Origin of the sequence: Pantoea anthophila, assembly GCF_026104315.1 — a bacterium.
Lineage (GTDB): Bacteria > Pseudomonadota > Gammaproteobacteria > Enterobacterales > Enterobacteriaceae > Pantoea > Pantoea anthophila.
Map to the genome: position 1 here is coordinate 1,606,955 of NZ_CP110473.1, position 12,754 is coordinate 1,619,708.

General features: G+C 56.1%; 18 protein-coding genes. 8 read left to right on the plus strand and 10 right to left on the minus strand.

The annotated features are described in order from the left end of the window. Positions 1–9: 9 nt before the first annotated feature. Genes fliI through fliF form a run of 4 tightly spaced genes read right to left on the minus strand, consistent with a single transcriptional unit; the run spans position 10 to position 4,781 of the window. Positions 10–1,380: a flagellar protein export ATPase FliI gene (gene fliI, locus OJ965_RS09950; protein WP_009089558.1), complete on the minus strand. Its 1,371-nt coding sequence runs from the start codon at positions 1,378–1,380 to the stop codon at positions 10–12. Continuing rightward, positions 1,380–2,072: a flagellar assembly protein FliH gene (gene fliH / locus OJ965_RS09955; RefSeq protein WP_046102078.1), complete on the minus strand. Its 693-nt coding sequence runs from the start codon at positions 2,070–2,072 to the stop codon at positions 1,380–1,382. Before fliH ends, fliI begins: the two co-directional genes overlap by 1 nt. Continuing rightward, entirely contained in the window at positions 2,065–3,057 is a 993-nt protein-coding gene (gene fliG, locus OJ965_RS09960; RefSeq protein WP_009089561.1) for a flagellar motor switch protein FliG, read from the minus strand. The genes fliH and fliG overlap by 8 nt, the downstream gene beginning before the upstream one ends. Next, positions 3,054–4,781 carry a flagellar basal-body MS-ring/collar protein FliF gene (fliF, locus tag OJ965_RS09965; protein WP_111208693.1) on the minus strand — a complete coding sequence of 576 codons (1,728 nt, stop codon included), beginning with the start codon at positions 4,779–4,781 and terminating at the stop codon, positions 3,054–3,056. The genes fliG and fliF overlap by 4 nt, the downstream gene beginning before the upstream one ends. A gap of 232 nt (positions 4,782–5,013) precedes the next feature. Here fliF and fliE point away from each other — a divergent pair, with 232 nt between their 5' ends. Together fliE and OJ965_RS09975 are read left to right on the plus strand one after the other, a co-directional pair. Next, positions 5,014–5,325, plus strand: a complete 312-nt coding sequence (gene fliE, locus OJ965_RS09970) for a flagellar hook-basal body complex protein FliE (RefSeq protein WP_009089566.1) — start codon at positions 5,014–5,016, stop codon at positions 5,323–5,325. A gap of 224 nt (positions 5,326–5,549) precedes the next feature. Beyond that, positions 5,550–5,891 carry a hypothetical protein gene (locus OJ965_RS09975; RefSeq protein WP_265139109.1) on the plus strand — a complete coding sequence of 114 codons (342 nt, stop codon included), beginning with the start codon at positions 5,550–5,552 and terminating at the stop codon, positions 5,889–5,891. Between the two features lie 121 nt (positions 5,892–6,012). Here OJ965_RS09975 and OJ965_RS09980 read toward each other — a convergent pair whose 3' ends face one another. Further along, a complete protein-coding gene (locus OJ965_RS09980) occupies positions 6,013–6,369 on the minus strand; it encodes a hypothetical protein (RefSeq protein WP_140028903.1) in 357 nt (118 codons plus the stop codon). Between the two features lie 258 nt (positions 6,370–6,627). Beyond that, positions 6,628–6,828 (minus strand): hypothetical protein, encoded by a 201-nt coding sequence (locus OJ965_RS09985; protein ID WP_046102075.1) that lies wholly within the window; start codon positions 6,826–6,828, stop codon positions 6,628–6,630. 207 nt (positions 6,829–7,035) lie between these two features. On the opposite strand from OJ965_RS09985, the gene OJ965_RS09990 reads away from it, so the two are divergent. Further along, positions 7,036–7,284, plus strand: a complete 249-nt coding sequence (locus OJ965_RS09990; protein ID WP_009089591.1) for a hypothetical protein — start codon at positions 7,036–7,038, stop codon at positions 7,282–7,284. A 64-nt stretch (positions 7,285–7,348) separates the two neighbouring features. Here OJ965_RS09990 and OJ965_RS09995 read toward each other — a convergent pair whose 3' ends face one another. Continuing rightward, entirely contained in the window at positions 7,349–7,981 is a 633-nt protein-coding gene (locus OJ965_RS09995) for a helix-turn-helix domain-containing protein (RefSeq protein ID WP_265139111.1), read from the minus strand. Between the two features lie 136 nt (positions 7,982–8,117). Between OJ965_RS09995 and OJ965_RS10000 the strand changes: the two genes are divergently transcribed. The 3 genes from OJ965_RS10000 to OJ965_RS10010 all read left to right on the plus strand — a co-directional run bounded on the left by OJ965_RS10000 (position 8,118) and on the right by OJ965_RS10010 (position 9,248). After that, positions 8,118–8,504, plus strand: a complete 387-nt coding sequence (locus tag OJ965_RS10000) for a hypothetical protein (RefSeq protein WP_009089595.1) — start codon at positions 8,118–8,120, stop codon at positions 8,502–8,504. Continuing rightward, positions 8,488–8,823 (plus strand): hypothetical protein, encoded by a 336-nt coding sequence (locus tag OJ965_RS10005; protein WP_033736205.1) that lies wholly within the window; start codon positions 8,488–8,490, stop codon positions 8,821–8,823. Before OJ965_RS10000 ends, OJ965_RS10005 begins: the two co-directional genes overlap by 17 nt. Before the next feature lie 158 nt (positions 8,824–8,981). Further along, positions 8,982–9,248 (plus strand): hypothetical protein, encoded by a 267-nt coding sequence (locus tag OJ965_RS10010; protein WP_009089598.1) that lies wholly within the window; start codon positions 8,982–8,984, stop codon positions 9,246–9,248. A gap of 38 nt (positions 9,249–9,286) precedes the next feature. Here the strand turns inward: OJ965_RS10010 and OJ965_RS10015 are convergent, their stop codons facing one another. Beyond that, positions 9,287–9,526 carry a DinI-like family protein gene (locus tag OJ965_RS10015; protein WP_009089600.1) on the minus strand — a complete coding sequence of 80 codons (240 nt, stop codon included), beginning with the start codon at positions 9,524–9,526 and terminating at the stop codon, positions 9,287–9,289. Positions 9,527–9,703: 177 nt separating this feature from the next. Here OJ965_RS10015 and iraP point away from each other — a divergent pair, with 177 nt between their 5' ends. Continuing rightward, the gene (gene iraP / locus OJ965_RS10020; RefSeq protein ID WP_009089602.1) at positions 9,704–9,991 is read left to right on the plus strand and encodes an anti-adapter protein IraP; all 288 of its coding nucleotides are present in this window, start codon (positions 9,704–9,706) and stop codon (positions 9,989–9,991) included. 69 nt (positions 9,992–10,060) lie between these two features. Here iraP and OJ965_RS10025 read toward each other — a convergent pair whose 3' ends face one another. Beyond that, positions 10,061–10,384, minus strand: coding sequence for a DUF6388 family protein (locus OJ965_RS10025; RefSeq protein WP_009089604.1), 324 nt, complete (start codon positions 10,382–10,384; stop codon positions 10,061–10,063). Between the two features lie 253 nt (positions 10,385–10,637). Between OJ965_RS10025 and yedD the strand changes: the two genes are divergently transcribed. Next, on the plus strand, positions 10,638–11,111 hold the full coding sequence (gene yedD, locus OJ965_RS10030) for a lipoprotein YedD (protein ID WP_058958303.1): 474 nt from the start codon (positions 10,638–10,640) through the stop codon (positions 11,109–11,111). Positions 11,112–11,194: 83 nt separating this feature from the next. Here the strand turns inward: yedD and amyA are convergent, their stop codons facing one another. Then, complete coding sequence (gene amyA, locus OJ965_RS10035) at positions 11,195–12,676, minus strand: alpha-amylase (RefSeq protein WP_265139115.1); 1,482 nt, start codon at positions 12,674–12,676, stop codon at positions 11,195–11,197. Between the last annotated feature and the right edge of the window lie 78 nt (positions 12,677–12,754).

The window sequence follows — 12,754 nt, forward strand, 5'->3', positions numbered from 1 at the left end:
TCGCGTTAATCAGGTTGAGGCGCCAAACAGCGCATGGAGATGCAGGCTGGCGTCGTCATAATCGCTGCGCTCAAAGATGCCCTGTTGCAGGAAAGCTTCCATCTGCGGATAGAGCCGGATGGCTTTATCCAGCATCGGGTCGCTGCCGGCGGCATAGGCGCCCACGCTGACCAGATCGCGGTTACGCTGGAAGCTGGAGAGCAACTGCTTGAACTGGCGCACCTGGGCATAGTGGTTCTCATCGATCAGCGAGGTCATCGCACGACTGATCGACGCTTCAATATCAATGGCCGGATAGTGACCCGCTTCACCGAGCCGGCGCGACAGCACGATATGGCCGTCGAGAATCGCACGCGCGGAGTCGGCAATCGGGTCCTGCTGATCGTCACCTTCGGTCAGAACGGTATAGAACGCGGTGATGGAACCGCCGCCGTCGATACCGTTACCGGCACGCTCAACCAGCGCAGGCAGTTTGGCGAACACGGAAGGCGGATAGCCTTTGGTTGCCGGGGGTTCGCCGATCGCCAGGGCAATTTCACGCTGCGCCATGGCGTAGCGGGTCAGGGAGTCCATAATCAGCAGCACATGCTTGCCGCGGTCGCGAAAATCTTCCGCGATACGGGTCGCGTAGGCGGCACCCTGCATACGCAGCAGCGGTGAAACGTCTGCCGGGGCGGCGATGACCACCGAACGGGCGCGACCTTCAGCCCCGAGAATGTTCTCGATAAAATCTTTAACTTCGCGACCACGTTCGCCAATCAGGCCAACCACGATCACGTCCGCTTTGGTGTAGCGCGCCATCATGCCAAGCAGCACGCTTTTACCCACGCCTGAACCGGCAAACAGGCCCATACGCTGCCCGCGACCCACCGTCAGCAGGGCATTAATGGCACGCACGCCGGTATCCAGTACGTCGGTAATCGGCGTACGCTGCAGCGGGTTAAAAGGCGGCGTGATCAGCGGGGCGCGATAGCCGGTATCCGGTGATGGCAGACCATCCAGCGGTCGGCCACTGCCGTCGAGTACGCGGCCCAGCAGTTCGGGGCCCAGCATCAGCTGTTTGCCCGCCTGCGGATTGTCGCCGCTCTGGCGCGCATAGACCCGCGCACCGGGTAAAATGCCGTCCACCTCTTCCAGTGGCATCATCAGCAGCTTCTGACCGTTGAATCCCACCACTTCGCTTTCGATTTCGCTGATGTTTTTGCCATCGTTGCGTTCAATGATGCAGGTTGCGCCCAGCGGCAGCTGTAAGCCTGTGGCTTCCAGCACCAGGCCGGTGGCGCGGGTCAGACGGCCATAACGGCGTACCGGCTGCACCTGGGAAATGCGTTTTTCAAAAGCGTCCAGCGAGCCCAGCCAGCGGTTCAGACGGGTGGTCATCAGATTTCTCCCGGTGCGGCGAGGCGGCAGAGTTCCTGCCAGCGTGTCGCGACGCTGGCATCCAGATCGCCATCTTCCGCGCTGAGTTTGCAGCCGCCAGGGTGCAGGGTGCTGTCAGCGATCAGCCGCCAGCCGTGCAGATCCAGCGTCGGACCCAGGGTCTGTTCAATGCGCTGCAGATCGTCAGGGTGGACGCGCAGCTGAGGTTTGCCGCTGAACATCGGTTCCTGTTGCAGTAAACCCTGAATCTGACGCAGCAGGGCGGTGCCATCCACCGTGGTGGCCTGGCCAATCACCGAGCGCGCGGCTTCCAGCGCCAGCTGCATCAGGCGGGCAGCGATGACGCTGTCCAGCGACTCCAGCGTGTTCTGAAACTCGGTGACCAGCTGGGACATCCGCGCCTGCAGGGGGGCCTGCTGCTGCTGAGCATCGGCCAGACCCTGCTGAAAACCGGCGTCGTAGCCCGCTTTCTGGCCTTCGGTGACGCCCTGCTGAAAGCCTTCGTTGTAACCCTGACCCTGCGCCTCTTTGCGCATCTGCTGCTGCAGACGTTCAAGCTGCTGCTGCTGCTCATCAACGCCGTCGTCAGATTCAGCGATCTCCGGCAGTGCCTCCGGTTCAGGCTCATCAAAACGACCCAGATCGGTAGGCTGCCACAGCTGCCACGGGCGGGCAGAAAATGCATCAGACATAGGTTTCCTCGCCACCACCAATCACCATCTCGCCAGATTCGGCCAGGCGGCGAACAATCAGCAGGATTGCTTTCTGTTCGTTCTCTACAGCAGACATCCGCACCGGACCGCGGTTGGCCAGATCGTCGCGCAGAATGTCGGCCGCACGGGCTGACATGTTTTTGAGGAACTTCTCGCGCAGCGGCTGTTCGGCCCCTTTCAGTGCCACCAGCAGCTGCTCGGACTCCACTTCCTGCAACAGGCGCTGGATGCTGCGGTCGTCCACTTCCACCAGGTTTTCGAACAGGAACATCTCGTCGATAATTTTCTGCGCCAGCTCGCCATCGAAGTCGCGAACGGCTTCGATAACCGCCTCTTCCTGCTGGGTTTTCATCAGGTTGATGATCTCGGCTGCGGTTCTCACGCCGCCCATCTTCGCGCGCTTGAGGTTGGTGCCATCCAGCAGGCCGTTCAGCACTTCGGTCAGTTCGGCCAGCGCGGCAGGCTGCACCCCACCAAAGGTCGCGATACGCAGCATCACATCGTGGCGCAGACGCTCGTCGAACAGCGCCAGAATATCGGCCGCCTGACCCCGTTTGAGGTGAACCAGGATGGTGGCGATGATCTGAGGATGCTCGTCGCGGATAAGGTCGGCAGCGGCCTGCGGCTCCATAAAGTTGAGCGTTTCCATCCCGCTGGTGGTTTCCCGCGTTTCGAGAATATCTTCCAGCAGACTGGCGGCGCGCTCCTCGCCCAGCGCACGGGTCAGCACCGAGCGCAGGTATTCGTTGGAGTTCAGGCTCAGCGCCGCAAACTGCTCGGCATCGGTTTCGAACTCACGCAGTATCTCGGTCAGCTGCTTGTGTGACACCTGACGCATGCTGGCCATCGCGGCGCTGAGGTGCTGCACTTCGCGCTGGTTCAGGTGTTTAAACACTTCCGCGGCGCGCTCTTCGCCAATGGTCATCATCAGGATGGCGCTTTTTTCAGTTCCGGTCAGACTCATAGCTCTTTACTCATCCATTCGCGAATCACCAGCGCAACAACGCGCGGATCGTTTTCTGACATGTCGCGGATGCGTTGACTCATCACTTCTGCGCTCATGCGGTTGTTAGACTTACGTTCCTGCTCCAGCTCATCTTTGCTGAGCTGCACACTAAAGGCTTCCTCTTCTTCCTGCTGCGTGGCGCGGGCGGCAACGGCTTCGGCGGCGGCTTTCTCGGCAGCCTGCTTACGCACCAGATGCGGACGCACCATCTTGCGGTAGAGAATGAAGGCCACCAGTGCAATCAACAGCCATTTACCCGCACTCATCAGCTGATCAAAGAAGGACTGCTGCTGCCAGAAGGGCAGGTCGGTGCTCACCGGCTCAGTCGAGTTGAACTGCGAGTTCACCACGTTGATGCTGTCGCCACGCGTCTGGGAGTAACCCATCGCTTCACGGGTCAGATCTTCAATCTGCTTCAGCTGCGCTTCGTTCAGCGCGACCGTTTTACCTTTGTCGTCGGTACGGAAGTTCACCACCACCGCAACGGAAAGCCGCTGCACGTCACCTACGTTGAGTTTGGTATGACGAATGGTGCGGTCCAGCTCGTAGTTCACGGTGTCGTCACGACGTGAGTTGGTCGGCGTCGCGCTGGCTGTGGCCGTGCTGGTGGTCTGGCCGGCGTTGTTCTGTCCGTTAGCATTCTGACCATTGGCGTTCTGGCCATTGGCCGCAGTGTTATTTGGCGTTGTGACCGGCGCTGAGTTAGCTGGCGCAGGCTGGTTAGAGAGTGCGCCCGGCACGCCACCCGGATAGGGGCTGCCCGACTGATCGCTGGTGCTGGTCTGACGCGAACGGATCGCCGTATTCGACGGATTCGCGTTAGGCTGATATTTCTCGTCAGTCTGCTCGCTGGTATCGAAATTAATCTGCGCGGTGACCTGCGCATGCACGTTGCCCTGGCCCACGATAGGGTTCAGGATCGCTTCAATACGTTGCTGATAACGCGCTTCCACTTCAGAGGCATATTTCAGCTGTGCATCATTCAGATCGCGACCAACTGAGTCGGAGCGGGTCAGCAGGCGACCGGTCTGATCAACGACCGTCACGTTGCCCGGCGGTAAACCGGCGACGCTGCTGGAGACCATGTGGACGATGGCCTGAATCTGGCCTTCATCGAGCGCACGGCCCGGCTGCAGCGTTAAGGTGACAGAGGCAGACGGGGCTTTCTGCTCACGCACGAACAGGGTCGGTTTTGGCATCGCCAGATGGACACGGGCGCTTTTGACCGGGCCGAGTGATTCGATCGTGCGGGCCAGTTCGCCTTCCAGCGCGCGCTGATAGTTAACCTGCTCGCTGAACTGGCTGATGCCGAACTTCTCTTTATCGAGCAGTTCAAACCCCACCGAGCCGCCTTTCGGCAGACCCTGCTGAGCCAGACGCAGACGCAGCTCGTGCACGTTAGCCTCAGGCACCATCAGTGCGCCGCCGTTTTCAGCGAAGCGATAGGGGATGTTCATCTGCGTCAGCTGCGTGACGATAGCCCCGCCATCTTCATCAGAGAGGTTGTTGTAAAGCACGCTGTAGCTGGGCTGCTTTGCCCACAGCACCATCGCGATGACGATCGCGATAACGGCGGCGGCGGCGACGATAAGAGGAATACGCGGATTGGCGCGCAGGCGAGCGAGCAGGTCACCGAAGCCTTTCTTTTCTTGATCTGGTGTGGCGGCTGTACTCGCATTCATGACCGATTCCTGCCTGACGTAATTGACCGGGTAAGTTGAGATGGCAAAACAGACTCCCTGACCTGCGTAGATAAAATTTCCACTTCAATGCCAGGCATTATTAGGTGATAAGCAAAATTCGATGCGTGGATAAGGTAGGTTTTTTGCTGTCATTTAGCGCCTTTGTCTCATTGACAACGTGTTAACTTTTGCCCACAGAAAAAATCCCACCCTCTTTTATAAGGTATCGTTCATGTCTATTCAGGCTATTGACGGCGTACTCCAGCAGCTTCAGGTCACCTCACTGCAGGCCAGCAACCGCAGCAGTGAAGCCACAAATCAGATCGACTTTGGTGCAACCATGAAGGCCGCACTGGATAAGATCAGCGAAACGCAGACGACCGCACGCACCCAGGCGCAGGATTTTGAGATGGGGAAACCCGGCGTGGCGCTGAATGATGTGATGGTCGATCTGCAGAAATCCTCTATCTCCATGCAGATGGGGATTCAGGTCAGGAACAAGCTGGTCTCGGCGTACAGCGAGATTATGAATATGCAGGTGTAGCAAAGCTGAACCGGCTGGACGGGTAAAAACAGCGTGTGAAGGTTGAGGTCGCATAACGGATCGCCCTCCCAGGTCTGCACAGAAGGGTGGGGCTGAGAACGGTGGCATCAGCAATCGCGCCACCCTTCGCTATACTCCTTCACATCCCGGGCGGCGAGGGAGGAAACGCGCTTTCTCCTGTATCGCTGCTCTGTTTCCATTTGCTCCAGCAGGACGCCAGCATTATGAATAAAAGAGTCACCCTGATAGCCTGTCTTTTCGCCTTGTCAGCCCCCGCCTTCTCTGCGACGCAGTGCGGGCCGTTCTATCTGAAAGCGGATAAGAATCACTGGTTCTCCGTCAATGGCGAACGTGCGAAAACGCAGAAAGTGACGTTCAGTAAGGAGAAGGGGGATTACGAAAACGCAACGGTAAAGCTGCGGGCCAAAAACGCCCGGGCGCCGGGCATGGTTGATTTAGAGCAGACAACGCGCGCGGGGAAAGCAGAGCTCAGGGCTGAAATCGTCCGAACCAGCCAGAATCAGATTCGGATACGCGGTTCGTACGATTGTGTACAGGCGGAGTAAGCCGGGCTGCCATAACCGCTTCTGTCAGCGTGTCGCCGCTTCCGGTGGTCAGCATCGAACCAGGGCAGGCCATGATTCACTGCCTGCGTGCAAACGCCGTGGTCATGGCCAGGCTATCAGACTATCGTGATGTCCGGCACGCTGTGACCATGTACGAAATCGCGGCCTGAACGTCAGACGCCTTCGGGTCAGCGTAGAAGGTGGCACTGGTCTGGTTGCGGCTAAACCTGTCAATCTCGACCCACGCGACCGTTTCGCCATCCTGTTCAAGGTTAAATCTTTTTGTTCCTCCCGGCAGCGGATCATCCTGAGCCAGGTAAAGCTGCTGATTCTGTGCCGCCTCACTCAGGCAGGACTCAAGCTGCCAGGGATGCCCGTCAAAATACGCCATTTTTACCTGAGGATGCAGTCCGACGCGTCCCATGTCCACACATCCGCTCAGCAGAATCAGGCTCAGGGCAATAACGCTTTTTTTCATTCCATATACTCTCATCGTTGCTGACGCTCTGCGTCGTGACAAAGAAATCAGTTCCCTGTCATTCCGGACAGATAATAGCGAATTACACAATGATAATCCGGCTGCATCACGATATTCGTGTGCTGTTAAGGCGTCGTAAAGAGAAGGGGGAAAGCGGGCAGCGCATCAGACGCGTTAATCTTCAGCGGTCAATTACAGTGGGGAGGGCGACAGAGAGCGTGACAGACCAGCGCGCCCGGAGGACGCGCCTCACAGGAGTTACTGCGCCTTAAAAGGATCTTTTTTATCATCCTGGCTGTCGTCATTTTTGCGCGGCACTTCCCCGTGATCTTTTGGGGCATCCGTCGCAGGGTGATCATCTTCCTCATAAGCGTTGCCCACGTGCGGCGCTGCTTCCGGCAGACTCTTGCTCACATCACCTTCATGCTTACGTTCTTCGTTCGTTTTATGCTTAAACATCATTCGCTCCTTTTGGTTCCCAGTGCTGTAAGTCTAGACCAGCGCTGAGATCTCGCCTCCGGCCCTGTCAGAGACATCGACGTGAAGGGATCTCTCTTCACTGCGGGTAACGCCAGCACCAGGCTGCCAGTGACTTCGATTAAAATATTCGATTGAACTGATTAATAAAAGGCATATAGTGAGCTGCGTTACCAGGAGATAGAGATTATGTTACGAGATCATTTAAAGATTGAAGCGGAAGACCAGTTAATCGAGCAGCGGTCGCTGAGCCTGCGAAATCGGGGGCAGGAAGAGGTCACCGAGTGGATTATTGTTAACCGCGAAGGGATTAAAAAGGGCGGCGTCACGCTGTTCGATAAACTCACAACCCGCCGTTCATGGCCGGTCAGCTACCGGATTATGCAGACCGACCTGCAGGGCAATGTGGTTGTCGATCGTCTCACCGACGCACTCTGATTTCCCGACATATTGCCGCCACGGTTAAATGCAGAACCGATAACCCGCACCCGGCGGGTTTTTTTTATGGCTGACGAAAGCGGCGCAGTTCGACCAGCGTACCAATCAGCTTCAGGTTATCGCGCCGGGAGTGCAGCTCAGGGAAATTGATATTGACCGGCGCGAGTTCAAACTGCGAGACACCCTCTTCACTGCCTCGCTGACGCCAGGTTCGCAGCAGGGCGACCTGTTGCTGTAGCGCCAGCACGCTGTCGCCAGGCTGCGGTGACAGGCTGGGATCGATAATCACCACATCATCGCGCAGAATCGCCGGTGCCATCGACTGATCCTCTACCCGAAAGGCAAAACTCTGCTGAGACAGCGCCATATCGTTATGCATCAGACGATCCTGCCGGACAGAAGCGGGATCACTCAGCCATTGCGCCACATCGCGCTGCGCCAGCAAAGGAATCTGGTGCAGTCCGGCCCAGGCGCTTTCGCTGAAAACAGGACCATCACCCTCTATCAGAAAGGCCGGTGCGCAGCCCAGTGCTTCAGAGAGCCGAAGCAGGTTTTCGCCGCGCGGCAGAGTCTCCTCTTTTTCCCATTGCGAAACGGCCACATGGGACACGTTTACCTGCTGCGCCAGCTGCTTCTGCGTTAACTGCAGTGACTTGCGTCGGAGTCGGATGCGATCACCCAGGGTTTCGTTTTTCATCTGCTTGACTTTTTGGTTAAGAGTGACTTAAGTATACTTAAACCTGGTATTTAAGCAATCTTAAATTCGTGGGGGAAAAGGTGGCTGTTAAGCATGCCGTGAGTTCCAGAGACCTTACCGGAAAAAGGGGTGTGGCATGGAAAGTAGTCTGATTACCAGTATGGGTGCGTTAGTTCTGGGTGGGGGCGCCGCAGCACTTTTCTGGAAACCGTTGTTGGCGGGTATCGCCTCAATCGTGACCAGTAATCGGGCAGGCGGCGAAATTATTACCAGTTACAAAGAGCAGGTGGTGTTGCTGAAAGAGAGCAATGCGCTGATACGGGAGGAGAATGATGAGTTACGCGAACGGCACGACAGAAATCTGCGGCGTATTGCCACGCTTGAAACCGATCTCCGGTTAATCAAAAACGCAGTGGGTATTTTACTGGCTATGACCGAAACCGATCAGAACGATAAGTTTCGTAATGAAATTGATCGGCTTATCTCAACTCTGGAGGATCGCAGCGATGACACCGATAAATAGTCCTTTGACCGTTCTGACATACCGGCGAAAAGTGATTCTCGGCGGAATTCTGCTGAGCTGTTCGATGATCTGCATCCTGATGACCATCATTTTTCTCTATGTCAGCAACACCGCAAATAAACGGGTGGAGGAGATCCGGGCGGATTACCGGGTGATCGCCGCCCGCCGTGAGGACAAAGTCGATCTGCTCACGGATCAGGTTGCGGCGTTGCAGCATAAGCTTGATGCGCTGCCCGATCGCACAGCAGATAAAACGGTCAACAAAGTCAAAGAGGTGGTAAAAGAGGGCGATTTACCTTCGGCCGAAACGGGGCAATAGCCGTAACTTCCGATTATTCTTAGAGCGGCTTCGCTATTATCAACTACGTTTAAATCTCCGGGCGACATTTTCTATCTTAAATGCAGGCCCGCTGATTGGCTGGTTGATGAACCGCAAAGCCTAATCACTTTGGAAAACTGACCAGAAGGAAAATTAGCATGAGCGATTCAACTGAAACCAAGACCAAAAATGATTATCTGCGTGACGTAGCGTCGCAGCTGAAAGAGATGCGCCACTATGCGCAGACCAACACTGAAACCCTCTCCAGCCACTGGTTAGCCTTTGATGCCGGTGAATATAAAGACAAGACCAACGCTGACCGAATCGACGCGTTGCTCAACAAACAGGGTAAACTGCTGGACGACCTGGATGCCGCCATTCAGGATATTGAGATTGAAATTAATCACAGTGAGCAGGAGAGCTGATTCCTCTCCCGCTAACTGATGCGGTGGCCGATCAGGGATTAATCGGCCACCAGCCACATTTCCGCTTCGTCAAACATCTCTTCCACGATACGCGCAACCGTCGCTTTATCGTTCTTACTCAAATCTGTGTCAATCGCATTACGCTCCATCGGTTTAACCTTAACTTCAATGTCAGGAAAGACCCGATGCACCCGCTTTTCCAGCTCCTCAAGAATCATCTCGCGAGCACCCGGTAAACCGGCAACGTTGCGCTTGTCATAAATCAATTCAACAAACATGATGGCAATCCATTCAGGGCAAAATCGCTGATCTATAATACTGTAAATAAAAACAGTAGCAAGGTTGTGCACCGGTTTTGACGCAAATTTTTATGCCGTCCGGGCCGCTATCTTCAGCTGGAAAAATGCGCGCGCATCGCGACATAATGGCGGCTTACTCTTAAGGAGGCCTGCGCGATGCGACAACTGGTAATCGATATTCTGCTTAAGCTGGCGAAAATGGATGTGGATGCGAAAGAGCTGACCGCTCAGATTGAAGCCCAGTCGCTGCTGGTTGCGGCGCTGCTGGTACAGGCAAAACAGGATAACTCCCTGACCATTACCGAAACCGTACAGGATGCGATTGTCACCGCCTCCCGCTCTTCAGCCGAATTTATGCAGTCCGATGTTGATTTGCTGCTGACCCACATTAATCGTCTGCTGGCCGTTGCCAGTTATGTTGAGGTGAAGGGCAGGACCCCCTGAACGCGCGGGCAGGGTGAAACTGACCTCTGAAGAAGATTAACCGGCACGCGTCTTCAGAGGTCGCCTCAATCAGAGTTCGTTTTTAATGCAGAACTCTTCCCAGCTCATCCCAAGTGACGCAGCATGCGATTTGAGATAAGCCTCGATAGCTTCAGCCGCCACCGCTTTATCCGGCTCAGCGAGCTGGATAGAAAAAATCATGCCATCCAGATTCTTCTGACGCAGGAAGGCCGCATAGATGCGTTCAGCATGCCATTCGCGCAGCTCTCGCAGTGAGAGATTGGCCGCGCGGGCATCGCTTTCAGTCAGTTCATCAAGGGCAGCCTGAAAGTCCGGGTGGGCGGTAAAAAACATCTCGCGTGCCTGCGCGTAGTAGGCTTCTGGGGTTTTCATCATTCTGTTCCTGAAAGTCTGTTGCAGCGCGCCAGTGTAACGGGTTGTCTTACGGTTGTCAGGCACCGTCGCGCCGGAATGTCGCGGCGGTGGCCGCCCGCAGACAGCCGCGCCGGGAACGCCAGGTAACGGATAAGGTGAGAAATAGGGTGCAATCCGGGGGGAAGCAGCAGCCCGAACCGTCAGATATCTTGCGCAGCGCGGGGAAAAAATTATAACGTAGCCGCCATTAACGCGATTTTAGGGATTAAACATGAAAAAGTGGATGCTGATTGCGGCGCTGGCACTGGGTGGCTGTGCGCAAATCAACGATTATGAAAATGCGGTGCAGACCCCGGCACCTGCCGATTTGCAGGGCAACTGGCAAACCGTCGGACCGCAGAGCGGTCTGATCAGCAGCCAGGCGACAGGCAGCATCATTATTAATGCGGATGGCAGCACGCTGGATTGCCGTCAGTGGCAGCGGGTGATCGCCAAGCCAGGCAAGCTGACCCGACTGAATGGCGACTACGTTAATGTGACACGTCAGCTGCGTGTGATGCCGCTGGATGTCGACAATGGCGAGCTTAGCTACGATGGCCTGACGCTGCGAAAAGTGGCCCGTCCGACGGTTGAGTGTCAGCAGGCGCTGGAGGAGATGGCAAAGCAACCTAAAGCCACGGTGATCCAGAATATCGAACCCCAGTTGCTGCGTACATCGATTACCGAGCACAACGCTCAGTCATAACGCCACCTGTAAAACAGCCCCGGCAGGGCAGAGCCACCCTGATGCTCTGTCTGCCGGGGCTTCATACTGAGGTCAGCAGAAAATCAGTCCGCCACTACCCAGACGCTGACGCTGCCGCCGTTGCAGGCAAACACTGCGGTGCCGTGCTCGTCGGCGGTGATTGTCTCTTCACGGTTACCCAGATAGTCGCGCCACACCTTACCGGCAAAGCCTTCACCCATGGGCACGCTTTTCTCACCCGCATCACCGTTTGACATAATCACTACGCAACCCGGCTGGGTTTCCGTGCCGCTGCGGCTGAAGGCGACACAGTTGGCATGATCAAAGTAGTCGGTCTGAACACCCCAGCCATACTGCTGCCGCGCCCGGATCAGGCCTTCGAGTTCCGGGATCACCGGCATCTCAATCTTGTGCGTTTCACCGTCGCCACCCTCATCTTCGTAGGTCGCGCCGAACAGGTCAGGATAGAAAACGGTTGGCACGCCCTGTTCACGCAGCAGGATCAGGGCATAGGCCAGCGGTTTGAACCAGGCTTCAACCGGCGCCTCCAGTGACTGCAGCGGCTGAGTATCGTGGTTCGCCACGATAGTCACGGCGTGCCACGGGTCAGCGACCACCAGGGAATTGGCAAAAATCTGGCTCATATCGTAGGCACTGCCTGCGGTTGACGCCTGATGGAAGTTCATGTGCAGCGGGGCATCAAACAGCATGGTCTTGCCCTCCACCTGATGCACATACTCCTGCAGCTTCTCGGTTTCAAACGACCAGTATTCAGCGACGATAAACATCGGCTCTTCGGCCACCTCCTGAATATGGTCGATCCACTCCTTGTAGAACCACGCCGGGATATGTTTTACCGCATCCAGGCGGAAACCGGTGCAGGGAACCTGTTCCATGACCCAGCGCGCCCAGTATTTCAGCTCCTCTCTGACCGCATTGTTTCGGAAATCGATGTTGGCCCCCATCAGATAATCGAAATTACCCAGCTCGTTATCCACCTGGTCGTTCCAGCCTTCCGCGGTGTAATCGTTGATGATTTTAAACACACCGTTTTCGTCCGGATTTTCAATGTGGTCTACGCCGCTGAAACATTTGTGATCCCAGATGAATTTCGAATACTCCCCGGCGCGCGCCGGAAAGGTGAATTTCGTCCAGGCTTCACACTCGACGACCTCATCGTCAATTTCATCGCGGTTGTCCGGATTGACGCGGTTAACGCTGATCGCCTCTTTCTCGTCCGCGCCCATTTTGTGGTTCACCACCACATCGAGCAGCACCCCGATGTTATGGCTGCGCAGCGCCTCTGTAGCGGCCAGTAATTGCTGTTTGTCGCCATATTTGGTGGCAACCCCGCCTTTCTGATCGAATTCCCCAAGGTCAAAAAGATCATAGCTGTCGTAACCGACAGAATAACCACCCGAACCCCCTTTGTAACACGGTGGTAACCACGCCATCGTAATGCCAGTTTCGCTGAGCCACGCCGCGCGATCGGCGACTTCAGGCCACAGTTTGCTGCCATCCGGGTAATACCAATGGAAAAACTGTAATAACGTTGGGTTTTGCATGTACCGCTCTCCAGGGGGATGATGAAAATCAAGTATGGAGTAAGCGGCAGAAAAGAGACGCCGCGCAGAAAAATAAAT